General features: G+C 69.8%; 19 protein-coding genes. 10 read left to right on the plus strand and 9 right to left on the minus strand.

Annotation, left to right across the window (positions count from 1 at the left end):
• Window positions 1–129 precede the first annotated feature (129 nt).
• From ACZ5MC_RS17200 to ACZ5MC_RS17235, 8 genes are all read left to right on the plus strand, one after another.
• Window positions 130–1548, plus strand: coding sequence for a pyridoxal phosphate-dependent decarboxylase family protein (locus ACZ5MC_RS17200; protein ID WP_464516345.1), 1419 nt, complete (start codon window positions 130–132; stop codon window positions 1546–1548).
• Between the two features lie 721 nt (window positions 1549–2269).
• Window positions 2270–2809, plus strand: coding sequence for a hypothetical protein (locus ACZ5MC_RS17205; RefSeq protein ID WP_464516346.1), 540 nt, complete (start codon window positions 2270–2272; stop codon window positions 2807–2809).
• 23 nt (window positions 2810–2832) lie between these two features.
• Window positions 2833–3765, plus strand: a complete 933-nt coding sequence (locus ACZ5MC_RS17210) for a 4Fe-4S dicluster domain-containing protein (protein ID WP_464516347.1) — start codon at window positions 2833–2835, stop codon at window positions 3763–3765.
• 4 nt (window positions 3766–3769) lie between these two features.
• Window positions 3770–4993 (plus strand): sulfate reduction electron transfer complex DsrMKJOP subunit DsrP, encoded by a 1224-nt coding sequence (gene dsrP, locus ACZ5MC_RS17215; RefSeq protein ID WP_464516348.1) that lies wholly within the window; start codon window positions 3770–3772, stop codon window positions 4991–4993.
• 89 nt (window positions 4994–5082) lie between these two features.
• Window positions 5083–6705, plus strand: coding sequence for a SpoIIE family protein phosphatase (locus ACZ5MC_RS17220; protein WP_464516349.1), 1623 nt, complete (start codon window positions 5083–5085; stop codon window positions 6703–6705).
• Window positions 6706–6715: 10 nt separating this feature from the next.
• The gene (locus ACZ5MC_RS17225) at window positions 6716–8359 is read left to right on the plus strand and encodes a serine/threonine-protein kinase (protein WP_464516350.1); all 1644 of its coding nucleotides are present in this window, start codon (window positions 6716–6718) and stop codon (window positions 8357–8359) included.
• A gap of 653 nt (window positions 8360–9012) precedes the next feature.
• Window positions 9013–9423 (plus strand): hypothetical protein, encoded by a 411-nt coding sequence (locus tag ACZ5MC_RS17230; RefSeq protein WP_306601716.1) that lies wholly within the window; start codon window positions 9013–9015, stop codon window positions 9421–9423.
• A 67-nt stretch (window positions 9424–9490) separates the two neighbouring features.
• Complete coding sequence (locus ACZ5MC_RS17235) at window positions 9491–10333, plus strand: DUF3667 domain-containing protein (protein WP_306601717.1); 843 nt, start codon at window positions 9491–9493, stop codon at window positions 10331–10333.
• Between the two features lie 10 nt (window positions 10334–10343).
• Here ACZ5MC_RS17235 and ACZ5MC_RS17240 read toward each other — a convergent pair whose 3' ends face one another.
• Genes ACZ5MC_RS17240 through ACZ5MC_RS17255 form a run of 4 tightly spaced genes read right to left on the minus strand, consistent with a single transcriptional unit; the run spans window position 10344 to window position 16506 of the window.
• Entirely contained in the window at window positions 10344–11516 is a 1173-nt protein-coding gene (locus ACZ5MC_RS17240) for a pentapeptide repeat-containing protein (RefSeq protein ID WP_306601718.1), read from the minus strand.
• A 59-nt stretch (window positions 11517–11575) separates the two neighbouring features.
• Complete coding sequence (locus ACZ5MC_RS17245; RefSeq protein WP_306601719.1) at window positions 11576–12613, minus strand: alpha/beta fold hydrolase; 1038 nt, start codon at window positions 12611–12613, stop codon at window positions 11576–11578.
• Window positions 12614–12617: 4 nt separating this feature from the next.
• Window positions 12618–13712 carry a S1C family serine protease gene (locus tag ACZ5MC_RS17250; RefSeq protein ID WP_306601721.1) on the minus strand — a complete coding sequence of 365 codons (1095 nt, stop codon included), beginning with the start codon at window positions 13710–13712 and terminating at the stop codon, window positions 12618–12620.
• Between the two features lie 25 nt (window positions 13713–13737).
• Entirely contained in the window at window positions 13738–16506 is a 2769-nt protein-coding gene (locus ACZ5MC_RS17255; RefSeq protein WP_464516351.1) for a PAS domain S-box protein, read from the minus strand.
• Between the two features lie 103 nt (window positions 16507–16609).
• Between ACZ5MC_RS17255 and ACZ5MC_RS17260 the strand changes: the two genes are divergently transcribed.
• Entirely contained in the window at window positions 16610–18214 is a 1605-nt protein-coding gene (locus ACZ5MC_RS17260) for a serine hydrolase (protein ID WP_306601723.1), read from the plus strand.
• Here the strand turns inward: ACZ5MC_RS17260 and ACZ5MC_RS17265 are convergent.
• From ACZ5MC_RS17265 to ACZ5MC_RS17280, 4 genes are read right to left on the minus strand one after another with little or no spacing between them, the layout of a single operon-like run.
• The gene (locus ACZ5MC_RS17265; protein ID WP_464516352.1) at window positions 18189–19190 is read right to left on the minus strand and encodes an RNA polymerase sigma factor; all 1002 of its coding nucleotides are present in this window, start codon (window positions 19188–19190) and stop codon (window positions 18189–18191) included. The genes ACZ5MC_RS17260 and ACZ5MC_RS17265 overlap by 26 nt on opposite strands.
• Window positions 19191–19219: 29 nt before the next feature.
• Window positions 19220–19633: a Rieske 2Fe-2S domain-containing protein gene (locus ACZ5MC_RS17270; RefSeq protein ID WP_464516353.1), complete on the minus strand. Its 414-nt coding sequence runs from the start codon at window positions 19631–19633 to the stop codon at window positions 19220–19222.
• A complete protein-coding gene (locus tag ACZ5MC_RS17275) occupies window positions 19630–20550 on the minus strand; it encodes a metallophosphoesterase family protein (RefSeq protein WP_306601726.1) in 921 nt (306 codons plus the stop codon). Before ACZ5MC_RS17275 ends, ACZ5MC_RS17270 begins: the two co-directional genes overlap by 4 nt.
• A gap of 45 nt (window positions 20551–20595) precedes the next feature.
• Window positions 20596–21042: a MarR family winged helix-turn-helix transcriptional regulator gene (locus ACZ5MC_RS17280; protein WP_306601727.1), complete on the minus strand. Its 447-nt coding sequence runs from the start codon at window positions 21040–21042 to the stop codon at window positions 20596–20598.
• A gap of 149 nt (window positions 21043–21191) precedes the next feature.
• Here ACZ5MC_RS17280 and ACZ5MC_RS17285 point away from each other — a divergent pair, with 149 nt between their 5' ends.
• Window positions 21192–21791, plus strand: coding sequence for a YceI family protein (locus tag ACZ5MC_RS17285; RefSeq protein WP_464516354.1), 600 nt, complete (start codon window positions 21192–21194; stop codon window positions 21789–21791).
• Here the strand turns inward: ACZ5MC_RS17285 and ACZ5MC_RS17290 are convergent, their stop codons facing one another.
• Window positions 21792–23933, minus strand: coding sequence for a heavy metal translocating P-type ATPase (locus ACZ5MC_RS17290; RefSeq protein WP_306601729.1), 2142 nt, complete (start codon window positions 23931–23933; stop codon window positions 21792–21794).
• Window positions 23934–23978 lie beyond the last annotated feature (45 nt).

Consider the following 23978-nt stretch of genomic DNA (forward strand, 5'->3'; position numbering starts at 1 on the left):
ACAATTTGAATGGCACAAAGCTAACACTCTTTTCCGGAGATGCCAGGAAAGGGATCGGCACCCCGCAAGAATCGGGTCGCCCTCCGGGCCCCCCCTGCCCCATGCTTGCCCTTCCCCCGGAGGTGCACCATGGAGAGCGCGAATCCCGACCAGCCCGCCCTGGAGGCCGCCCTGCGGCATTCGGTGGCCTACCTCCGGTCCCTGGCGACGGCCCCCGTGGGCGCAACCCGGACCCTCGAGGAGCTGCGGGACCGCCTGGCGGGTCCCCTGCCTCCGTGCGCCACCGATCCCGAGCAGGTGATCGACGAGCTGGCGGCGGGCGTGGAGGGCGGCCTCCTGGGCAGCGCAGGCGGACGGTTCTTCGCCTGGGTCATCGGGGGCTCCGTGCCCTCGGCCCTGGCCGCGGACTGGCTCACGTCCGCCTGGGACCAGAACGCGGCCCTCTACGCCTGCTCCCCGGCGGAGGCGGTCATCGAGGAGGTGTGCGGCGCCTGGCTCAAGGAGCTCCTGGGGCTGCCTCCGGACGCCAGTTTCGCCCTGACCACCGGCTGCCAGATGGCGCATTTCACGTGCCTCGCCGCCGCCCGGAACGCGGTGCTTTCGGCCCGGGGCTGGGACGTCGAGCGGATGGGGCTCGCGGGCGCGCCCCCCATCCGCGTGCTCTGCAACAGCCACGCCCACGGCTCCGTCTTGCGCGTTCTCCGGTTCCTGGGGCTGGGCACCGACTGCGCCCGGAACCTGGAGGTGAACGACCGGGGCCAGGTCGAGCCCGCCGCCCTGGAGCGGGCCCTGGCGTCCTGCCCGGACCCGGCCATCGTCCTGCTCTGCGCGGGCGACATCAACATGGGCGCCTTCGACCGCTTCCGGGAGCTCATCTCCATCGCCCGCGCCTTTGGAGCCTGGGTCCACGTCGATGGCGCCTTCGGATTGTGGGCCAACGCCAGCCCGATCCACCGCCATCTCCTGGAGGGCGTGGAGGGCGCCGATTCCTGGGCCACCGACGGCCACAAGTGGCTGAACGTACCCTACGACTCGGGCTACGCCTTCGTGGCGGCCGGATCCGCCCACCGGGCTTCCATGTCCATGCGCGCCAGCTATCTCACCCATGCCGAAGAGGCCCGCGACCCCTTCGACTGGAACCCGGAATGGTCCCGGCGCGGACGGGGCGTGGCCACCTACGCGGCCATCCGCGAACTGGGGCGGAGCGGCGTGGCGGCCCTGGTGGACCGGTGCTGCCTCCACGCCCGGGCCCTGGTGGCCGGAATGGGGGCCCTCGAGGGGGCCGAGGTCATGTGGGAACCCGTGATCAACCAGGGACTCCTGCGCTTCCCGGATCCCCGTCCCGGCGCCAGCCAGGAGGACCACGACGCCCACACCGACCGGATCATCGCGGAGATCGTGGGCACCGGCAGGGTCTTTGTGGGCGGCACCACCTGGCGCGGCCGGCGGTGCATGCGCATCTCCGTTTGCAACTGGCGCACCACGGAGGCCGACGTTGCCGTGGCCGTAGCGGCCGTCAGGGACGTCCTTGCCGCGGAGAGAGGTTGACCCTCGAGCCGGAGACGCCCCGGAGCGCAGCCCGTGCCGAGGGACACCAGGATGGCCGTGCGCGCCGCGACGAGGGCGGCGAGGGCCGGCGGAAGCACCTTGAGGCCGGAGCGGTGCGCCCCTTACGCCCAGAAGCCGGCGTAGCCGAGCCCTTCGGCGATCCCCGCCGGCGCTGCGAGGATCCCGGAATCCGTGAGCGGCCGCAGGAGGAAGCCCCCCGCCGAGGATGAGGCAGGCCCGCCCGGATTCCAGGGCCGCGACCCGCGCCTCCAGGGAGACCAGCCGGGCAAGGAGTTCGCTGGAGGTGTCGATGGAACCGCCGACCAGGGTGGCCACCCCGGGGAACGATTGTTTATTTGAGATTGGAAACGCCTTTATTTCTGATCCCCCGGTTCCCTGCGTCAAGGGCCCATGTCGGGAAGGGTGCTTGGGCTCGGATCCGGGCCTTTCCCCATGAATCGGGGACCCCGTCATCGGAACCTGCCCCTGGGTAATACAGCTCCTAGTGATGCACGGCACATATGAATGTTCAAACATCATCCTGTTCAAAAAAGATCCGATACTCCGCAATTGACAACCCCGGGACACATGGGATAGTTCATGCACTCATTCTCAATCCAGGCTTCCATCCAGGGGCCCCCGTTCCCGGAAACGTCCTTCTTCGCGGGCCCGCCACCGGGTCCGGCCCTGGCACGACATGGCCCCTGTCCGAGGAGACGAAATGCCCTCATCCGCCCCGCGCGCCCTGCGGCCGATCCTGTCGGGACTGCTGGCCATGGGCACCCTGCTCCGGGCCACGCCGCCGGCTTCGCCGGTGGTGGACCACCGTGACTTCCAGGCGCCGCCCCCGCCCTTCTCGGACGGCATCTTCCCCTGCTCCTCCTGCCACGATCCCAAGGCCCTGGCGCCCAATCCCAAGCGCCGGCCCCTGGAGGGCATGCATGCCGACATCGAGCTCCGGCACGGGCCCGAAAGCCGCTGGTGCCTGGACTGCCACGACCTCAAGGACCGCGACCGGCTCCACCTGGTGAACGGCGAGAAGCTCGACTTCACGGCCTCCTACCTGCTCTGCGGCCAGTGCCACGGCGACAAGCTCCGGGACTGGCGCGTGGGCGTCCACGGCAAGCGCACCGGGAGCTGGAACGGCGCCAAGCAGTACCTCCTCTGCGTCCACTGCCACAACCCCCACTCGCCTCGCTTCAAGGCCCTCAGGCCCCTGCCGCCGCCGGTGCCGCCTGACCAGATCAGGGCCCGCAGATGATCCCCCCCGAACCGGAGAAGACGATGAGCGACGCTACCAGCCGGTCCCTGCGCATGACGAGACGGGGCCTCCGGCCCGCCGGTTCCCGGCGCGCCTTCCTTGGCGGCGCCCTGGCCGCGGTGGCGGGAGCCCTGGCCACGGGCTGCGGCAGGGAGGGCATGGAGGCCTTCCTCCAGCACAATTTCCGCGAGCTCTCCAGGGACGAGCTGGACAGGATCATCAAGCGCCTGGAAGCGGAGGCCGAGCGCAGGTACGGGAAGAAGATCCGCATCGGCAAGGAGCCCGCGATGCAGGGCGTGGTCTTCGGCTACGCCCTGGACCTCTCCCGGTGCATCGGCTGCCGCCGCTGCGTCCATGCCTGCGTCCAGGAGAACAACCCGTCCCGGAGCCCAGAGATCCAGTGGATCCGGGTCCTGCAGATGGAAAAGGAGAAGGGCGTCGACCTGGAGGCGGCGGACGCCTACTACAACCCGGAGGAGGTGCCCCAGGAAGGCCACTTCTACATGCCCGTCCAGTGCCAGCAGTGCAAGAACCCGCCCTGCGTGAAGGTCTGCCCCGTGGGCGCCACCTGGAAGGACCCGGACGGCATCGTCGTCATCGACTACAACTGGTGCATCGGGTGCCGCTACTGCATGGCGGCCTGCCCCTACGGAGCCCGCCACTTCAACTGGGGCGAGCCCACGGTGCAGCCGGCCGACCTCAACCCCGAGACGCACTACCTGGGCAACCGCCCGCGCCCCAAGGGCGTGGTGGAGAAGTGCACCTTCTGCATCCAGCGCACCCGCAAGGGCCTCTACCCGGCCTGCGTGGAGGTGTGCCCCACAGGCTCCCGGAAGTTCGGCAACCTGGCCGACCCGAAGAGCGAGATCCGCTACATCCTCGAGAACAAGCGGGTCTTCGTCTTCAAGGGGGAACTCAATACCCAACCGAAATTCTTCTACTTCTACGGGGTGTGAGGCCATGGAGACGCTGCGGACGTTCGGCCATTTCACCATCGACAGCCTCCCGCTCGTCCTCAAGGGGGACCGCTACTACTACGCCTGGGTCGCCTTCCTCCTGCTTCTCATGGCGCTGGGCGGCTTCGCCTACGCGGGCCAGGTGCGCGAGGGCCTCATCGTCACCAACATGCGCGACCAGGTGTCCTGGGGCTTCTACATCGGCAACTTCACCTTCCTGGTGGGCGTGGCCGCGGCGGCCATCATGCTGGTCATCCCCGCCTACGTCTACCACTGGGGCCCCATCAAGGAGATCACGCTCCTGGGCGAGCTCCTGGCCGTGAGCGCCCTGGTCATGTGCCTGGGCTTCGTCCTGGTGGACATCGGCAGGGTGGACCGGTTCTGGCACATCATCCCCTTCGTGGGCCGCCTCAACCTGCCCAGCTCCCTCCTGGCCTGGGACGTGCTCGCCCTCAACGGCTACCTCCTCCTCAACTGGACGGTGGTGACCTACCTCCTCTACTGCAGCTACACGGGCAAGGAATACAACAAGTCCGTCGTCATCCCCCTGGTCCTGAGCTCCATCCCCATGGCCGTGAGCATCCACACGGTCACCGCATTCCTCTACAACGGACTGGCGGCGCGCCCTTTCTGGAACTCCGCCATCCTCGCGCCGCGCTTCCTGGCTTCGGCCTTCTGTTCGGGCCCCGCGATCCTGCTCATCCTCCTGCAGATCCTGCGAAGGACCACCCGGCTCAAGGTGCAGGACGAGGCCATCTTCAAGGTGGCCGAGCTCATGGCCTACACCATGGGTTTCAACCTCCTGCTCACCGTCGCGGAGGTCTTCAAGGAGTTCTACTCCAACACCGAGCACCTGGTGTTCATCAGGTACCTCTTCTTCGGCCTCAAGGGCCACAACGGCCTGGTGCCCTTCGCCTGGGCCTCCATCCTCACGGGCGCCGTCGCCTTCCTCCTCTTCCTCATACCGAAGACACGCACCAACTGGGTGACCCTCAACATCGGCTGCGTGCTGATCTACGCGTCGGTCTACATCGAGAAGGGCATGGCGCTGATCATCCCGGGCCTCACCCCCGACGTGCTGGGCGACATCTACGTCTACCGGCCCTCCCTCACGGAGCTCCTCGTGGCCGCGGGAATCTTCGCGATGGGGTTCCTGGTGTTCACCCTCATGCTGAAGATCGCGGTGCCCATCATGCTGGGGGAGTTCACCGGCCGGAAAGCGGAATAGGTGTCAAACCGTCCAATCTTCAACCACTTATAATTCATAGTTGACAAGTCAAGAAATCCCATGAAGATTGCCACACCAAAGGCAATCCCATGGCCGAACTCTGGATCCGCCTACCCGACCGGGCCCCCGTCAAACTCGGGCGCGAGCACGCGGCCCTCACCATCGGCCGGGACCCCGCCAACGACGTGGTGCTCGAGGACTCCAGCCTCTCCCGCAACCATGCCCGGCTGACGTGGCGGGACGGCATGGCGATGCTGGAGGACCTGGGTTCCCGCAACGGCACCCTGGTCAACGGCGACCGGATCCTGGAGCCCCGCCAGGTCAGGGGGGGCGACGAGATCATCTTCGGGCGGCTCTCCATCCGCCTCGAGGAGGGCCCGGACATCCCCGCGGGCCTGGACTCCAGCGTCTCCTTCCTCATGGACGTGGACCGGCTGAGGTCCTCGTCCCCGGGCACGCTCGACACCGGCACCGCCAGGCGTTGGAAGGAGGCCCTGGACATCGTCCACGCCCTCAGCCTGGACATGCTGGGCGACGTCTCCACCGAGATGATGCTTTGGGACCTGCTGGAGCGGCTCTACGCCTACCTGAAGCCGGGCCGGGGCGCGGTGCTCCTGCGCAACGGGAAGGGGCCCATGACCCAGGTGGCCGCGCGGTCCCGCTCGCGGGGCCACGACTTCCAGGTCGAGCTGTCGAAGACGATGCTCGAGGCCGCCGTGGAGCGCAGGGAGGCCCTCCTCATCAACAATCCCATGCTGGACTCCAAGCTGGCGCAGGCCCAGTCGATCATGTCCAGCGGCGTGACCTCCATCATGACCGTGCCCCTGGAGCACGGCGGCGAGGTGGTGGGCATCATCTACATGGACGCCGGGCCCATGCGCGGCGCGTTCACCGAGGAGGACCTCCGCCTGGTGGCGGTGGTCAGCCACATGGCCGCCGCCAAGATCCGCACCACCCGGCTCCTGGAGGAGCTGGTCGTCAAGCAGGCCATGCAGAAGGAGATGGAGGTGGCCCGCAGGATCCAGGAGCGGCTGCTCCCGGACCGCTGCCCCGAGCTGGAAGGCTTCGAGCTCTTCGGGATCAACGTGGCGTGCTGGAACGTCTCGGGCGACCTCTACGGGTTCTGGCCCGGCCCCGACGGGAAGACCTGGATGGCCATCGCCGACGTCTCCGGCAAGGGCATCGGCCCAGGGCTCCTCATGGCCACCTTCCAGGCCCTCATGCAGGCCTGGACCGAGGGCGCCGAGGATCCCGCCGTCCTCGCCAAGAAGATCAGCCTGGCCCTCAGCAAGCGCACCACGGCCAACCGCTTCATCACGGCCTTCCTGGGCCTGCTCGACCCGGTGGCCAGGACCATAGCCTACGTCAATGCCGGGCACAACCCCATCCCCGTGCTGCGCGCGGATGGCACGATCGAGGAGCTCGCCTCCCAGGGCTTCCCGCTGGCCATGTTCCCCGGCACCGAGTACGGCCAGGGCGTCGTCCGCCTGGAGGCCGGGGACCTGCTTTTCCTGTACACGGACGGCATCACCGAGGCCGCAGACCCGCAGGGGGTCGAATTCGATCTCGGGATGGTCTGCCGGACCCTCAGGACCCTGGGCGCGCTGCCTCTTCCCGACCTGAACCAGGGCCTGGCCGCCGCCCTCCAGGAGCACACCCGGGGCGCGGCCGCGACCGATGACCGGACCATCGTGATGGTAAGACGCTCCTAGGAGGGGACCCATGGACTTCGTAGACCCCGCGGCCATCGGGCGGTACACGGTCCTGGAGCGGCTGGGTGCCGGGGCCATGGGCGTGGTCTACCTGGCCCAGGACCCGCTCCTGAAGCGCCGCGTCGCCGTGAAGATCGTCCAGAAGACCCGCTCGGATTCGGAGACCATGATCGCGCGGTTCCAGCGGGAGTCCGAGATCAGCGCCCAGCTCAACCAGGCCAACATCATCACGGTTTTCGACGTGGGCGAGGATCCCGAGGTCGGCCCCTTCCTGACCATGGAGTTCGTGGACGGAAGCTCGCTCTCCAAGATCCTCTCGGAGCGGACCCTGGACCCCGCGACCGCCCTGGACTGGCTCACCCAGCTCGGCCAGGCCCTGGTGGCCGCGGAACGCGCCGGGGTGGTCCACCGGGACATCAAGCCCGAGAACATCCTGGTGAGCAGGGACTCCCAGCTCAAGCTCACCGACTTCGGCCTCGCCCGGGACGACGACAGCAGCCTCACCCACACCGGCACCATGATGGGCACGCCCACCCACACCGCGCCCGAGCTCCTCGGGGGCGACCGCGCGACGCCCGCCACGGACCGCTGGGCCTTCTCGGTGATGGCGTTCCAGATGGTGCTGGGCACCCTCCCCCACCCGGGGGAGACCCTTTCGTCCGTGCTGAGCTCCATCGCCCACGATCCGCCCGCCATCCCCCCCGGCACCCCCGCCCCCCTCGCCCGGGTCTTCTTCAAGGCGCTCCACAAGGACCCCACCCGCCGCTACGAGTCCGTCCTGGCCTTCCTCACCGCCCTCGCCGAGGCCATGGGCCTCAAGGACAAGCTGGTCACCCGGGGCCTTGCCCCCGAAGGCGGCGCGGGGTCCTCCCATCCGTCCTCCCCCAAGCTGCAGCGGCCCGACGAGACGGAGGCCTTCGCCCTGCCCGCCCCTGCCGCGACCGGCGGCCACGCAGCGACGGCCGCCCCCAGGGCCCGCGCTGCGGCGTCCCCCGCAAAGCCTGTGGCCCCCCTCACCGGCCCTCCCCCGGGCCTCTTCAAGGGCGACGCCGCCTCCCCCAACGAAAGCGCCCCCCCGCGGAACTCCACCCCCCAGGGCATCACGCTGGCCGGGTACACCTCCAAGTCCCACCCCAAGGGCTGGACCCCCATCCTCACCCCGGCCCGCTCCGGCCGCAGCGGCCAAGCGGTCTGGGTCGTGGGCGCCATGGCCGCCGCGGCCCTCTCCTTCTTCTTCTTCTACCCGCGGTCCATCAGCATCCAGACCACCCCCCCCAGGGCCCAGGTCCTGCTGGACGGCAAGCCCGTGGGCGAGACGCCCTACAGCGGCTCCGTCTCGTTCGGCACGCACCTCCTGGAAGTGCGGCTGAACGGCTACGACACCCTCGTCCAGGAGGTCCGCGCCGGCCAGCCCCCGCTGGATCTGGCCCTCCAGCCCGCCACGTCCTGGGCCGACATCCGCAGCACGCCCCCCGGGGCCACCGTGACCCTGGACGGACGCAGCCTGGGAACGACGCCCTGCGACGGCGTCCGCGTGCCGGACAACCCCGCTGTGCTGGTGGTGTCCCTGCGCGGGTTCAAGCGCTGGGAAGGGAAGCTTGGGCCCGGACGGAAACCGCCGGTGCCGATCGTGCTGAGGAAGGAAGGGAAATAGGGCCTTGGCCGAGGCAGTGCCATTTTTCGGGTCGTCTTCCACCCGAGAGACATCCCCACATTCCAGGGAGCACGCGTATGGCGGATTGTCCATGCAGCGTCAGGCTCGGGGGGATTCCATGCATATGCAAAGGATTATCCCTTCGTCGGTCGATCCTCGAGGGTGGCCGGCCTTTCCGGCCTCCTCTCATCCTGGTTTCTCGACAACTCCAAGATGCCTGAAGTCCACTGCTGCCGACCTGTTACCCGATGAATCCGGCAATCTCGATCGAAGGGCCTATCGCCGAGGCGCCGAGGAGCCGAGGATCGCCGAGGAATAAAAAGAAGATCTTTTCTCGGCGAACCTCGGCCCCTCGGCGCCTCGGCGATAAGCTTTTCGTTTCAACTTACCTGGATGACGGGCTCAGAACGGCCCCTATCGACCGGACCCGGCCTCCTCGTCAGCACCAAGCTAAAGTGAGTGTGGGTCGGCGCCACCCCTCAAATCCGTGAAGAACCGGAAAATCACATGGCGCACGGGTGCAGAAGGCTCGCAGAGGAACGTGAAGAATGCGGAATGAATCGACCCCAATCCCTTCAGGGGACACCCGTGACCCCTTCCATCTCCACCCGGTCTGGGACCGCCGGATCCTCCCTTTCGCGTGCGGTTGTGGCATGGCGGCATCGCTGTTCTGGTCCGCCTACCTGCGGCGGGGCCAGGGTTTCTGGCTCCCTGCGGGGGTGTCGGTGGCGGGCCTGCTGGTCCTGGGCCACTACTTCCTGATCAGCCGGTTCTTCTCCTGGCGTGAAATGATCCGGGAGGACGACAAGGTGGTCCTGATGGCGGGCCGGCTTCCCTTTGGCCTGGCAACGCGGTTCTTCATTAAGGCTTTTCCCCCCATCCGGGATGGCAGCCTGAAAATCCCCTTGGGGTTCATTCGCTTGGAATGGCTTGGCAACCAATTGCTCCTGCACGGCCATCCCCGGGGCGACGTCTGTCTGGCCCGTGGCCGGAATGCCCGGCTGGCCGCGGAATGGCTCCGGGCGCAGGGGGTGCCGGAGCCGACGGGCCCGCCCCCGCCGTGATCCGGCCATGGGACCGAACGATCCGGCCCGATGCTATGGTTGGGTATCCACTTCCATGGCGAGTCCCATGCAACCTCTTCCCGCGCTGGAACCCTGTCTCGATTGCGGCACGCCGCTCCACGGCCGCTTCTGCTCCCGGTGCGGGCAGCCCCGGCAGGACCGGGACCTGCGGCTGAGGCACGTGGTGGGCGAGGTGGTCGCGGAGGTCTTCAGCCTGGACAACCGCATCCTGACCTCCCTGAGGCTGCTCTTCCTGCGGCCGGGCCAGCTCACGCTGGAATACTTCGCGGGGCGCAGGGCGCGGTTCCTGCCTCCCTTCCGGCTCTACGTCTTCGTCAGCTTCCTGCTGTTCCTGCTCCTGGGCTCCGGTCCCTCCTCGGTCGCCACCCAGGGAAAGGCCGAGACCAACATCGTGATCAACCTCGGTGATGACGCCGGGAAGCAGAACCCGGCCATGCAGGAGAAGGCGGGGCGCCTCAAGCGGGGCATCGAGAAGGCCGTGGAGAACCCGCGGGCGTTCAAGGCCGCCCTCCTGGTTTGGCTCTCGCGGGTGATGTTCCTGCTGCTCCCGGCCTTCGCGGGGCTCCTCTTCCTGTTCCACCCGCGAAGCGGCACCTACTATGTGGAGCACGTGATCTTCTCGCTGCACTTCCACACGTTCGCCTTCAGCGTGTTCCTGGCACAGGGGCTCCTGGGCCTGGTTCCCCTGGGCTGGGTGCGCCTTGCGGGGGGGCTGCTGACCCTGGCCCTGCCGGTCCACCTGTGCCTCGCCCTGAAGCGGGTCCACGGGGGCCCCGGCTGGAAGCGGCACCTCAAGGGCATCGCCCTGACGGCGATCTACGTCGTCGTCGTGGGCGCGGCGCTTCTGGGCGTCGTGCTCTGGGTGATCACAAGGAGCCTGTCCACGTAACAGGGGGCCCCTACGTATCCCTGAGGCGCTCGTCCGAAGCCCCCACCACCGTGGCGCTGTTCACCAGGAGCATGGGGAAGTGGCTCTCCTCCTCCACGGGGGCGTCGTGGGCGCCGAACCGGCAGTTGCGCAGCACCAGGAAGCCGTCGTGGTTGGCCAGGTAGTCCGAGACCCGGATGTCCTCCTCGATGGCGAGGCTGCCGGTGACGGTGCCGCCTTCCAGGAGGAACGAGACGCGATGCACATGATACTGGGCGGTGGGCTCGGGCAGCTGGAGGAGGGCCAGGTCGCAGTCGGGCATCACCAGGAGGGCCTTCCCCCGGCGCAGCGCGAAGAACCGCAGCTCCATCTCGAGGTAGGGCAGGATGACGCCGGTGAGCTTGAGCATGTCGCCGGAGAGGTTCAGGTACTCCAGGAACCCGTGCATGGTGGGCACGTGGAAGGTGCCCCTGATCCAGCCGCCGGTGGTGTAGATGACGGAGGGGATGCCCCGCAGCGGGGGATGGTACTTGGTCTTGCGCGCGGGGGCGCCCTTGCCGGATTCCCCGATGGGGCGGGGCGCGTTGTAGTCCACCGTGGTGGTGACCTTGAGCATGCCCAGGAGGGTGGAGCCGGTACCGGGCTCGTCCAGCTCGATGCCGCCGCCGATGTCGCCCTTGAGCACCGCCGGGTCCATGCCGAGGGCCCCCTCGAAGGTGGCGCCCATGATGTTGGCCCCCCGGAACATGGCTCCCCGGAGGAAGGCCCGGCCGAAGTTGGCGTCGGCCAGCACGGCGCGGCGGAAATCCGTGCCGCTGCACTTGGCGAAGTGGAGGTCGGCCTTGGCCAGGTCGGACTGGGTGAAGTCGGCCTGGGAGAGGTCCGCCTGGCGGAGACTGGCCTGCACCATCTTGGCGTTGGTCATGTTGGCTTCGACCAGGATGGCCTTCTGCAGGTTGGCGTGGGAAAGGTCGGAGCCCGAGAGGTTCGTGCCCGAGAGGTCCGCCTCGTAGAGGATCGCCCGGGTCAGGTTGGTGTCCAGGAAGTGGGAGCCCTGGAGGCGGCAGGACGTCATGTCCGCCCCGCTCAGGTTCGTCTTCCTGAAGTCGATCCCCCGCAGGTCCAGACCGGACAGGTTCGCGAACTCCAGAGATACCTTGTTCTTAACGTGTTCGATGACCTCATCCCGCGTCAGTTCGGCCATGGCACAACTCTCCCCGGGTTTCGAAGCACACCGCAATATGGGGCGATTGAGTCTCTCCGTCAATGCCCGGACATGAAGGTGCGCACGGCCTGGCCCACGTTCCCGCTCTCGACCCGCAGGCTTCGGTGGCCGAAGCTCCCTTCCAGGGTCAGCGTCCGGGCCTTCAGGAGCGCCGCGAACGCGAGGGCCGGGCCGGGGGTGACGGTCTGATCGGAAGCGGCCACCACCACCAGGACCTGGGCCTTCACGGCGGCGGCCGCCTTCTCCATGGAACCGCCGAAGCCCTCGGCGATGTCCAGGCCGATCATGGCCTCGCCCTGGCGGACCTGGTCGCACGCGTCGAAGGCGGGATCCCGGGCGTACCGCGCCAGGTCCGCGTCCACCTGGGCCCGGGTGCCGCCGGCGTTCACCTGGGCCGGGGTGCCCAGGGTGAGGTTGGACAGGCCCGCGCGCAGGGCCCGGGCGGGATTCTCCGCATAGTCGCCGCCCTGCCAGCCGGCGTCGCCGGTGATGGCGAGGTTCATGGTGCGCCACAGCAGGACGTCGTAGGGGGCCAGGCGCGGGGAGCCCAGGATGGGCACGGCCCTGTCCATGAAGTCCGGGTAGGACACCAGCCACTGGAAGGTCTGCATGCCGCCCATGGAGATGCCCATGACCGCCCGCAGGTGGCCGATGCCCAGGACCTTGAGCATCCGGCGCTGGCTCTCCACCATGTCCCGCACCGAGATGCGCGGGAACCTCATGCGGGGCTGGCGGACGCTGTTGGACGGGGAGGTGGAGACCCCGTCGGCCAGTGCGTCCACGAGGATCACGAAGGCGCCGGGACAATCGAAGACGCGCCCCGGACCCACCTGGCCCAGGAGCTCCCGGGTGGTCCCCCCGTACCAGGAGGGGACGAGGACGGCGTTGGACCCGGCGGCGTCGAGCTCCCCGAAGGTGCGGTAGCCCACGCGGCAGTCCTGGAGGACTTCGCCGCTCGTCAGCGGCAGGTCGCCGATGGAAACGAACTTCTGCTCCTGGGCCGCGCACCCGAAGGCCAGGACGAGGAACGCCAGGAAGGTGCGCAGGTGGATGGCCATGGGGCCATGATCCCACATCCGCTCAGATCCTGCCGGGCTCCAGGTCCAGGTTCAGCCTGACGCGCTTGCCGTCGCGCAGGACCTCCAGCTGGAGCCGCCCGCCGGAGGGTTCCGCCTCGGCCAGGTCCAGGAGGCGGTCCATGTCCTTCACAGCCGCCCCGTTGACGCCCACGATCACGTCGCCCAGGGCGTAGCCCCGGCCCTGGCGGGTCAGGCCCCGCAGCCCGGCCCGCTCCGCGGAGCCGCCCTGCCGCACCCGGCCAACGATGACCCCGGGCGGCACGTTGATGGAGGCCGCCCAGCCCTCCGGAAGGGGGTCGAAGCCCAGGTCGACCCGCACGGGCCGGCCCTTCGAGATGAGCTGCGGGACGATGCGGTTGATGGTGTCCACCGGCACGGCGAAGCCGATGCCCGCGGAGCTGCCCGAGGTGCTCTGGATCGCGGTGTTGATGCCGATGAGCCGGCCCGCGCTGTCCAGCAGGGGGCCGCCGGAATTGCCGGGGTTGATGGCCGCGTCGGTCTGGATCACGCCGGTGATGCGCCGGCGGGTGGCGCTCTGGATCTCGCGGCCCAGGGCCGACACCACGCCGGTGGTGAGGGTCTGGTCCAGCCCGAAGGGATTGCCGATGGCCATGACCCCCTGGCCCACCTGCAGGTCGGCGGACGTGCCCAGGGGCAGGGGCCTCAGCTTGGCCGAGGCGCCGTCCTGGAGCAGGAGCACGGCCAGGTCCTTCTCCGGGGCCACGCCGATGACCCTGGCCTTGTGCCGGCTGCCGTCGGCCAGGGCCGCCTCGACCTCCTGGGCGTCCTGGATCACGTGGTAGTTGGTGACGATGTGCCCGCCGGAGTCCCAGATGAACCCCGAGCCGGTGCCGGTGGGCACGGCCTGCACGTCCAGGGAGAAGAGGTCCTGCTGGTAGGCCAGGCTGGTGAGGTAGACCACGGAGGCGCGGGCCTCCCGGAACCGGTCCACGACGCTCTGCTCGGCGGCGGGCAGGGCGCCCCGCGGGGTCACCGGGCGCGGCGCGGCGGGGCCCCTCGCAGCCCCCTGGCCGGCGCACCAGCCGATGACGAGGCCCGAGGCCAGGATGAACAGGATGGCTGCGGCTTTTCGCATGGGGTTCCCACCTTGCATGGCCCCATCATACCCTGGGGCGGCGCCCCAGGACGCCTTCCACGCCCCGGGCCAGCTCCAGGACCGAGGCCGGCTTCTGGATGAAGTGCACGCCCTCCTCCAGTACGCCGTGGGGATCCAGGATGTCGGCCGTGTAGCCGCTCATGAACAGCACCGGCAGGCCCGGCCTGCGGTTCCGGATCCACTCGGACAGCTCCCTGCCGTTCATCTCCGGCATCACGACGTCCGTCAGCAGGAGGTCGAGGTTCCCCTGGAAGGCGCCCTCGATCTCCAGCGCCCTGGCGGCGCCCTGGGCGGGGAGCACGACGTACCCCAGCTGCTCCAGGAGCATCCGGGTCGCCACCAGGACGGTGGCCTCGTCCTCCACCAGGAGGATCGTCTCGCCGTTGCCCGTGGGGATCGCCGGGGCGGAGTCCCCCCCGGCCACGTCCTCCGGGCCCAGGTGCCGGGGCAGGTAGATCCGGAACCGCGCGCCCTTCCCGGGCTGGCTCTCCACCAGGATGAAGCCGTCGTTCTGCTTGACGATCCCGAAGACGGTGGCGAGGCCCAGGCCGGTGCCCTTGCCCAGGGGCTTCGTGGTGAAGAAGGGCTCGAAGATGTGCTTGAGGACCTCGGGGTCGATCCCGCAACCCGAGTCGGCCACGGAGAGCGCCACGAATTCGCCCTCCACCGCCTCCGGGTGCTCCTGCAGGAAGTCCTTCCCGACGCGGACGTTCTCCAGGCCGATGGTGACCCTTCCCACCCCGAGGATGGCGTCCCGGGCGTTGACGGCCAGGTTGGCGAGGATCTGGTCGATCTGGGAGGGGTCCATGCGGATCGGCCAGAGGCCCTCCTTGCGCATCCAGGCCAGGGTGATGTCCTCGCCGATGAGCCGGCCCAGCATCTTGAGCATGCCCTGGATGGTCTCGTTCAGGTCCAGCACCCGGGGCGTGATGACCTGCTTGCGCGCGAAGGCCAGCAGCTGGCGGGTGAGGTCCCCGCTGCGCCTGGCCGCCTTGATGATCTCCCCGAGGAAGGAGTGGAAGGGCTTGGAGCCGGGCATCATCATGGCCACTTCCGCCTGCCCGAGGATCACCCCCAGCATGTTGTTGAAGTCGTGCGCGACCCCGCCGGCGAGCCTGCCGATGGACTCCAGCTTCTGCGCCTGGGCCAGCTCGCCCTCCAGCCGCCGGTGCTGCTCCTCCGCGGCCCTCACGTCCGTCACGTCCCGGTCCAGGCCCCGGAAGCCCTTCGAGGTCCCGGCGTCGTCCAGGAGGGGGGTTCCGGACGTGAGCACGTGGCAGAGCGTCCCGTCCTTGCGCACCTGGGTCGCGGGCAGGTTCCGGTAGCCCCTGGCCTCGGAAAAGAGGCGGAGATACCGGGCCTCCATCCCTTGGCGCTCCCCGGCCGGGAAACCGTCCAGCACGGACCGTCCGGCCATCTCGGCCGGGCTCCAGCCCAGCACCTTGGCCACGCTCTCCGAGGCGTAGGTGTAGCGGCCCTCCCGGTCCATCTCCCAGAACCAGTCCGAGGAGGCGCTGGCGATGTCCTGGAAGCGCTTCTCGCTCTCCACCAGGGCCATCTCCATGCGCTTGCGCGAGGTGTTGTCCGTGTGCGCGATGACCACCCCGCCCCCCGAGTCCCCCAGCGGCGTGACGTACATGGTGAACCAGCGCTTGTCGTCGGGGGTGTCGCAGGGGTATTCAAGGGAGAACCGGGGCAGCCGGCCTTCCAGGACCGCCAGGATGCCGTCGAGGGCCTCCCGGGCCCCCGGAGCGCCCTCCTGCGCCCCCTTGCGGCACGCGGCCAGGTAGCTGTCCCCCACGTCCCCACCGGGCCCCGCGCCACCGGCCCTGCCGAACGCCCTCCACGGGGCGTTGACCGCGAGGATCGCGCCCCGGGGGTCCAGCACCGCCAGCTGGGCGTTGACGGAATCCAGGATCGCGCGGTTGAAGTGCTCCATGGACCGGACGGTCTCCAGGGCCTCGACGCGCTCGGTGATGTCCTGGCAGAACACGAAGCAGCGCCCGCCCTCCATGGGCGAGTAGGAGGCGACGACCTCCACGGGCCAGACTTCGCCGGACCGGGCCCGGTGGCGGGTCTCGAACCGGACCTGCCCCTCGGCCAGGATCCGCCGGTAGGACGCGTCGGCCCCGTCCGTGGCCAGGTCGGGGACCCGCATGGCGAGGAGTTCCTCCCGGCCGTACCCGGAACGCTGGACGTAGGCCTGGTTCACCAGGATGATCCGCCAGTCCCCGTCGGTGACGAAGCACCCGGCGGGCGTGGTCTCCATGAGGCCGCGGTAGAGGGCGTCCAGGAGCTGGCGGGAGTTCTCGCTGACCCCCAGGGCGCGGTGGGCGGCCATGTCCTCCTCCAGGGCGGCCTGGAGCTCGGCGGTGGCGGTGGCCTCCCGGGCCCGGGACCGCAGGAGGGCGCCCGCGAGGACGCTCACCAGGCCTCCGCTGGCCAGCAGTATGGTGAGCTGGGCCAGGTCGAAGGGGCTGGCGACGGCCAGGGAGTGCGCGGGAGGGAGGAGGAAGTAGAGCAGGAGCAGGCCGGAGAGCCCCGTGGCCAGGAGACCCGGGCCCATGCCCCCCAGGAAGGCGCTGAAGATGATGGGCAGCATGAACAGGATCATCAGGGGGCGTTCCCCGAAGGCCTTGTGCAAGGTCAGCCGGAGGCCCAGGGTGGCCGACGTGGCGAGGGCCGCGAAGACGTAGGCCCGCCAGCCGCCCAGGTAGCCGCCGAGGCGGTCCCGGGGATCCTGCCACGACGCGCTGGGGCCCTGAAGGCTCATGTACGTTCCGGAAGACGAGAGCTGAACTATAGCATCGTTCCCGGGGGCGGCCCGGAACGACGCGCTCCCCGGATTTGCGTTAGGCTCGGGAAGGGAGTCAACCGTGAAACACCCCGTCCTAGCCTTCCTCCTGGCCGCCGCCGTGCTGCCCGCCGCCACCCCCCAGCAGGAGCTCCGCGCCGCCCTCGAGGCCCGGTTCCTGGGCGACCGCACCGGGGTCACCGTCGCCGCCGCCCTGGTGGGCGACGCCACGGCCGAGGCCATCGTCTCCGCCGACGCCCTGCACCCCGCCAGGCTGGACGCGCACACCGCCTTCGAGATCGGCTCGGTGGCCAAGACCATGGCCTCCGCCCTGGTGGCGGACCTCATCCTCAAGGGCGAGGCGTCGCTGGACGACCCCCTGTCCAAGTACCTGCCCAAGGAGGCCAAGGTCCCCGACTTCGAGGGCCGGCCCATCACCCTCGCCCACGTCCTCACCCACCGCTCCGGCCTGCCCTCCCTACCGGGGCGCCTCCGGCCCGAGGACGACTCGAACCCCTTCGCCTCCCTCACGCCCGCGCAGCTCCTGGGTTCGCTCGAGGACGTCAGGCTCGACGCCGCCCCGGGCACCCGCTACCGCTATTCCAATTTCGCCATGATGCTGCTCTCCGGCGGACTGGCCCGGCGCGCCGGCCTGGACTACGAGGCCCTCCTCGCCAGGGACGTCTTCAAGCCCCTGGGCATGGAGGACGCCCACATCCGCCGCACCGGGCGGAACGAGGCCCAGGGCCACGCCTCCAACGGGCGCCCCGCGGGGGCCTGGGACTTCCCGGTGGAGATGGCGGGCGTGGGCGGCGTGCGCGCGTCCCTCGCCGACATGGTCCGCTACGTCGAGGCCGAGCTGGGCAGGCGCGAGTCCCCCATCACCGCGGCCATGAGGAGGACCCAGACGCCCCTCGAGGCCTCCATGCCCCCCGTGGCCATGAACTGGATGATCGTGACCGTCGCGGGGCGGAAGATCCTCTACCACGAGGGCGCCACCGGCGGGTTCTCCAGCCTCGTGGCCCTCGATCCCGACCGGCGCCGGGGCGTGGTGCTCCTGGCGGACACCTCCCTCTCCAACCTCGGGGGCCTGGTGCCCATGGGCCTCTCCCTTCTGGACGGCAGTGTCCCGTCGCCCGGGTTTCCCCGCCGTCCGGTGCCCCCGGGCAGCGGCCTCCTGGAGGGCATGACCGGCCGGTACACGCTTCCCGGCGGGACGAAGATCGCGCTCTGGACGAAGGACGGCGGCCTCGTCGCGCAGATCGAGGGGCAGCCCGCCCTGGACCTGGGCTTCGACAGCGCCGGCGACTTCTACGCCCTGACCCTGGACGCCGTGCTCCACCCCGTGCGGGGCACGGGCGGATACAGCTTCTTCCTGCGCCAGGGCGGAGGCCAGGTCAAGGCGGAGCGGGTCCTGGCCGACCCCATGGACGAGGCCGCGCTCCAGCGCCTGGTCGGGAAGTACCGCGCCTCCGACGACTTCACCGTGAAGGTCACCCGCCGGGGCACCCTCCTCTACGTGCAGGGCACGCATCAGGCCGAGGTGCTGGTGGAGCCTGTGGACAAGGACATCTTCCAGGCCCCGGGCGCCGGCGCCGAATTCACCTTCACCCGGGACGGCGCGGGCAAGGTCGTGGCCCTCGTCATCAGGCAGAACGGGCTCACGGTGAAGGCGGAGCGGCGCTGACCGCCACCGGCCCCGTGGGCACCAGCGGCCTCCCCGCCTCGGCCGTGATGGACAGCTCGGCGGGCCAGGGCGCGGCCAGCCAGCTCCCTTCGAGGACGGCGAGCGCCTTGCCCTCCCGGTCGGGATCCGGCAGCACCACGGGGCGGGGGCCGAACCACAGGACATAGTGCTTTCCGGCGGGGGGCGCCGGGAACCGGGTGAGGGTGAGCACGGCGGTCTCCCGGCCCGGGACGCCGCGGAAGGCCGCGTGCTGTGCCGTCTCCGGCTGGGAGGCCAGGCCGGGGGGAATCAGCTTGAGGATCCGGAGGTGGCTGTTGGCCAGCACGTCCAGGGCCCGGGCGTCCCGTGCGCGCTGGCGCTGGCCGACGATGACCGCCGGAACGCCCAGGACCACCAGCAGTGCGGCCACCAGCGCGCCCAGGCGCAGGAAGAGGCCCCTCAGCCCGGACCGGATCCGGGTCTTGGCGGTGCCCAGGGGCACGTGGAGCGCGTCGGCCACCATCCCGTGGGACAGCTCGGAGAAGTAGGCCAGGCGCAGCGCCCGGGCCTGGGCCTCGGGCAGGGCCGCCAGGGCCTGGGCGATGGCGCGGCGCTGGTAGTCCCGCCAGAGGGCCTCGTCGGGAAGGGGATCCTGGGCGGCAAGCTCCAGGTCGTCCACCGTCCCCTCGGACCCGGGCCGCCTCGACCGCGACCGCAGCTCGTCCAGGATGCGGTTGTGCGCGATGCCCAGCAGCCAGGTGCGCACGGTCCCGCGCCCGGGATCGTAGCTTGCCCCCCTCCGCCACACCGCCACGAAGACGTCCTGGGTGATCTCCTCGGCGGCGGGGCGGTCCAGGGACTTGCAGGCCAGGTGGAACACCAGGGGGGCGTACCTCCGGTGCAGTTCCTGGAGGGCCTCCTCGTCCCCCGCGGCGATTCCCGCGGCCAGGGCGGCTTCCTCCTCCTGGGGCGTCCTGGGGACGGGCGCGATGGCCATGGCGCAGGCTCCGATCCGGAAAGGATAGCTCAGATGCGCACGGTTGGATCCACCGTGACGGAGACGTCCACCTCCAGGAGCCCTCCGGCCTCCCGCACAAGCAGGTGGCGCAGCGGAAGCTGGGCGGGTCCCTCCGTGACCCGGCCCTGCGGGTCGTATTCGCTGTCGTGGCAGGGGCAGTGGAAGCCCTCGGCGCCCGCGGCGTTCACGTTGCAGCCCCGGTGGGTGCACACCGAGGTGAGGGCGTAGATCCCCGCGGCGTCGGCCACGAGGAAGAACCGTCCCAGCTTGCGGTAGTCCCGCACCGATCCGGGCTTCATGCCCGCGCGGGTCTCCTGCGTCCGCTTGAGGGGAGCCTCCCCGTCGGGCGCGGGCTGCGCCCCCAGGACCGCGCCGCAGGCCAGGAGGCAGCAGCCCGCGCAGAATTCCCGCCGCGTGCTCACGCGGGCACCTTGGCGGCCTGAAGGAATTTCGCCAGCGCCTGCTCCGAGATCTCCTGGCGCAGGGCCGTGCCTGCCACCACGTCGCGCACCTGGCGGAACCCGAGGCCCTTGTAGGGCTGTGCGGGATCCCAGGGCACGGCGGCGCGCTTGGGCTGGGAGCCCGGGGCCGGGAGCGGGAAGATCAGGGAGGTGGCCGCGTGGTGCGCGATCCGCCCCGTGAGGCGGTGGTGCTCCTGGTGGATGTGGCCGTAGAAGACGGTGACGTTCCGGTGGTCCTTGAGCAGGGCCAGGGCGTCCTCCCCGTCGAGGGTGGCCCAGTCCCAGTCCGGGAAGAGGTCGAAGAGCGGCCTGTGCGCGAAGATCACCAGGGGCGCGTCCCTGGGGACCTTGGCCACCTCCGAGGCGAGCCATGCGAGCTGCGGCCTGCCCAGGATGGACCCCTCCTGGGAGACGTTGTCCAGGGCGATGAAATGGACGCCCTTGTGGCTGAAGGCGTAGTGGGAGGGTCCGAAGGCCTCCCGGTAGGCCTCGCCCCGGTCCTCGCCGGCGTCATGCTCCCCGGGCAGGTAGAAGATCTTGGGCGCCTTGAGCCGCGCGGCCTGGGCCTTGAATTCCGCCATGCGCTTCCGGCGGGCGTCGCCGTCGGGCGTGTCGTGGGTGAGGTCGCCCGTGAAGATGATGAAGTCCGGCTGGGGGCTCAGGGAGTTCACCGCCTCGATGGCCTTGGGGAAGGTGCCCGCGGCGTCCGGGTTGGCCTTCGGTCCCTCGAAGCCCCAGTGGATGTCCGAGAGCTGGACGAAGCAGAAGTCGTCCCCCTTGGCACCTCCGCCGCCGAACCCGGGCAGCCCCGTCGCGAACACCAGCCCGCCGACGCCCATCATCTTGAGGAACTGGTTCCTGCTCATGCCGCTGTCCATGTCCGCCTCCTCACTGATGAATACGACGGACCGGGGCGAACGGATTCAGGCTTCCCTGAACTTCTTCTGGATCCCCGCCCGGAATTCCTCCAGAAGCCCGGACAGCATGGCGCGGCTCTCGGCCGGAAGCAGCGCCTCCACCTCCCGGCACAAGGCGTCGTGGACCGGAGCCAGCTGCGCCGCCAACCGGTCCCCCTCGACCGTGAGGCTCACGAGGCAGCCCCGCCGGTCCGCGGGATCCTCCCGGCGCGTGACCAGGCCGGCCCGGACCATGCGGTCAACGAGCCGCGGCACGTCGGCGCGGCAGGTGAGGATGCGCCGGCGGATCTCCCGGATCAGGGACCCCTCCGCGGGACCCCCCTTCACGATCCTCAGGACATTGAACTGCTGGTCCGTGATCCCCGCGGGCTTGAAGAGGCGCTCGTCGGAGAGCCGGGAGACGAATTCCCGGGTGAGGAGGATGGAGAGAAGGAGCTCCTGGCCTGGGTGCATATCTTTTGTAATCAACAATTCGTCTCGGATCGGCATGGCGGCGGGGTCCTTGTGGAGGGGGCGGGATCTTTTTCAAGAAAGATGTTGCAACATCTAAAAAAGAGCCTACCATGGCTATATGGTGTTTGAACACCTAATCGGAGACCCCCATGCGCAACCCCGCTTCCCGCTTCGTTCTTCCCGCCATCGCCCTGCTGCTCTCCGTCCCCTCGGTTGGCCTGCTGGCCGCGACCCCTTCCACCCTCGACACCTACAAGATCGACTCCGTCCACTCCAGCGTCGGCTTCCGGGTGCGCCACCTCCTCTCCAAGGTCCAGGGCCGCTTCGGCAAGGCCGAGGGCACCGTGGTGGTCGACACCAAGGACATCACGAAGTCCAGCGTGGACGTGACCATCGACGTGGCCAGCGTCTCCACCAACGAGGACAAGCGCGACGCCCACCTCAAGGGCCCCGACTTCTTCGACGCCGCCAGGTTCCCCACCATCACCTTCAAGAGCACCGCGGTCAAGGAAGTGGCCAAGGGCAAGCTGGAGATCACCGGCACCTTCACCATGAAGGGCGTCTCCAAGACCATCGTGCTCCCCATCAACAACCTGGGCACGGCCGTGGATCCCTGGAAGAACGTGGTCGCCGCCTTCGAGGGCGCGGTCAAGGTCAACCGAATGGACTACGGCGTCTCCTACGGCGCGGGCCTGGTGGGCGACGACGTCGACATCGAGCTGAACATCGAAGCCAAGAAGGCGAACTGATCACTTCCTCAGCAGCCGGAGCCCGTTGAACACCACCAGAAGGCTGGCGCCCATGTCCGCGAACACCGCCATCCACATGGTGCCCCGCCCCGCGATGGCCAGGCCCAGGAACACCGTCTTGATGCCGATGGCGAGGACGATGTTCTGGGCCAGGATCGCGCGGGTGTCCCGGGACAGGCGGATGAAGCGCGCGATCTTCCCCAGGTCGTCGTCCATGAGGGCCACGTCGGCGGTCTCGATGGCGGTGTCGGAACCCGCGGCGCCCATGGCGAAGCCGATGTGGGCCGCCGCCAGGGCCGGTCCGTCGTTGATGCCGTCGCCCACCATGCCCACCTTCCCGGCCTTGGAGCGGATGGCCCGGGCCTTGTCCTCGGGGAGCTGGTCCCCCAGCGCCTCGTCGATGCCCACCTGGGCGGCGATGGACCTGGCGGTATGGGTGTTGTCCCCCGTGAGCATGAGGGTGCGGAGGCCCAGGGCGTGCAGCGCGGCCACCGCGTCGCGGCTGCCGGGGCGCACTTCGTCGGCGAGGGCGAACAGCGCCAGGACGGCCTTGCCGTCGGTGAGCAGGAGGGTGGTCTTGCCCTGCTGCTCCAGGGCCTCGAGGCGCGCCTCCAGTTCTGGCGAGCAGACCCCCAGCTCCTCGATGAGGTGGTGGTTGCCCAGGCTGTAGACGGTGCCGCCGATGCTCCCCTGCACCCCCTGGCCGGGCAGGGCGCGGAAGGCCTCGACCTCGGCCACGGGGACGCCGGGCCGCACCAGGGCCCGGGACACGGGGTGGTCCGAACGGGAGGCCAGGCTCGTGGCCAGGCGCCACGCGGCGTCCCCCTCCAGGGCCAGGGGCGCGAAATCCGTGAGCGCCGGTTCGCCCCGGGTAAGGGTGCCGGTCTTGTCGAAGGCGATCCAGGCGAGGTTCCGGCCCTCCTCCAGCCAGCGCCCGCCCTTGACGAGGATCCCGTGGCGGGTGGCGGCGGCGAGGCCGCTGACGACGGTCACGGGGGTGGAGATCACCAGGGCGCAGGGGCAGGCGATCACCAGCAGCACCAGGGCCCGGTAGACCCACACGGACCAGGCGCCCCCCAGGAGGAGCGGCGGCGCCACCGCCACCGCCACGGCCACGATCAGCACCGCGGGGGTGTAGATCTTCGCGAAGCGGTCCACGAACCGGTGGGTGGGTGACCGGGACTCCTGGGCCTCCTCCACCGCGTGGATGATGCGGGCCAGGGTGGTGGAGCCCTCCTCGGCGGTGACCGTGAATTCGAAGGAGCCGGTGAGGTTGAGGGTGCCGGCGAAGACCGGATCCCCCTCGCCCTTGTCGACGGGGAGGCTCTCCCCGGTGATGGGGGCCTGGTTCACCGAGGAGCGCCCCGCGGCCACCTTCCCGTCCAGGGGGATGGCCTCCCCGGGGCCCACCCGCACCCGGTCCCCCACCCGCACCGACCGGGCCTCGGCCTCGGCCCAGCCGCCGGGGCCCAGGACCGTGGCCGTCGCCGGGGAGAGCCGCAGGAGGCCGTGGATGGCGTTCCGGGCCCGGTCCAGGCTCAGCGTCTCGATGCGCTCGGCCAGGGCGAACAGCACCATCACCATGGCCGCCTCCGGCCACTCCCGCAGGGCCATGGCCCCGGTGACGGCGATGCTCATGAGGGCGTTGATGTTCATGTCGCCGTTGCGCAGGCTGATCCAGCCCTTGCGGTAGGTGCCCAGGCCGCAGGCGGCCACCGCCGCCACGGCCAGGACCGGGGAGGCCCAGGACGGCAGTCCGGCCAGGGCCGCCGCCTCGGAGGCCAGGGCGGCCAGGGCGCCCAGGGCCAGGGACCAGGGCCACGTCCGCGCCGGGGGCGCCGGGGGGGCGTCCATGGACTCGGGCGTCATGCCCAGCTCCCGGATGGCGCCTTCGATCTCCGGCAGGAGCCCGGGGGCGTGGACGACCGACAGGACCCGCTCCATCAGGTTGAACTCCAGGCCGTGGAGGCCCTTGCGGCCCCCCAGCTTCTTCCGGATCAGGGCCTCCTCGGTGGGGCAGTCCATCTGGGCGATGCGCAGCCGGCTGCGCAGGGCGCCTTCCGGAACCTCCCCGGGGGCGTCCGGGACGGCCGCCTCGCAGTGGCAGTGGGAGCAGGTTGAAGGTTCTCGGTCGAAAGCCATGGCCCATTTCAAACCCTGAAGCTACTTTAGGGTCAAGGGATTTCC

Source organism: Mesoterricola sp. JemC181 (assembly GCF_055384585.1).

Bases quoted from the DNA above. Each gene is read 5' to 3' on its own strand.
- ACZ5MC_RS17200 (WP_464516345.1), top strand. From the start codon at position 130: ATGGAGAGCGCGAATCCCGACCAGCCCGCCCTGGAGGCCGCCCTGCGG.
- ACZ5MC_RS17205 (WP_464516346.1), top strand. From the start codon at position 2,270: ATGCCCTCATCCGCCCCGCGCGCCCTGCGGCCGATCCTGTCGGGACTG.
- ACZ5MC_RS17210 (WP_464516347.1), top strand. From the start codon at position 2,833: ATGAGCGACGCTACCAGCCGGTCCCTGCGCATGACGAGACGGGGCCTC.
- dsrP (WP_464516348.1), top strand. From the start codon at position 3,770: ATGGAGACGCTGCGGACGTTCGGCCATTTCACCATCGACAGCCTCCCG.
- ACZ5MC_RS17220 (WP_464516349.1), top strand. From the start codon at position 5,083: ATGGCCGAACTCTGGATCCGCCTACCCGACCGGGCCCCCGTCAAACTC.
- ACZ5MC_RS17225 (WP_464516350.1), top strand. From the start codon at position 6,716: ATGGACTTCGTAGACCCCGCGGCCATCGGGCGGTACACGGTCCTGGAG.
- ACZ5MC_RS17230 (WP_306601716.1), top strand. From the start codon at position 9,013: ATGGCGGCATCGCTGTTCTGGTCCGCCTACCTGCGGCGGGGCCAGGGT.
- ACZ5MC_RS17235 (WP_306601717.1), top strand. From the start codon at position 9,491: ATGCAACCTCTTCCCGCGCTGGAACCCTGTCTCGATTGCGGCACGCCG.
- ACZ5MC_RS17240 (WP_306601718.1), bottom strand. From the start codon at position 11,516: ATGGCCGAACTGACGCGGGATGAGGTCATCGAACACGTTAAGAACAAG.
- ACZ5MC_RS17245 (WP_306601719.1), bottom strand. From the start codon at position 12,613: ATGTGGGATCATGGCCCCATGGCCATCCACCTGCGCACCTTCCTGGCG.
- ACZ5MC_RS17250 (WP_306601721.1), bottom strand. From the start codon at position 13,712: ATGCGAAAAGCCGCAGCCATCCTGTTCATCCTGGCCTCGGGCCTCGTC.
- ACZ5MC_RS17255 (WP_464516351.1), bottom strand. From the start codon at position 16,506: ATGAGCCTTCAGGGCCCCAGCGCGTCGTGGCAGGATCCCCGGGACCGC.
- ACZ5MC_RS17265 (WP_464516352.1), bottom strand. From the start codon at position 19,190: ATGGCCATCGCGCCCGTCCCCAGGACGCCCCAGGAGGAGGAAGCCGCC.
- ACZ5MC_RS17275 (WP_306601726.1), bottom strand. From the start codon at position 20,550: ATGGACAGCGGCATGAGCAGGAACCAGTTCCTCAAGATGATGGGCGTC.
- ACZ5MC_RS17280 (WP_306601727.1), bottom strand. From the start codon at position 21,042: ATGCACCCAGGCCAGGAGCTCCTTCTCTCCATCCTCCTCACCCGGGAA.
- ACZ5MC_RS17285 (WP_464516354.1), top strand. From the start codon at position 21,192: ATGCGCAACCCCGCTTCCCGCTTCGTTCTTCCCGCCATCGCCCTGCTG.
- ACZ5MC_RS17290 (WP_306601729.1), bottom strand. From the start codon at position 23,933: ATGGCTTTCGACCGAGAACCTTCAACCTGCTCCCACTGCCACTGCGAG.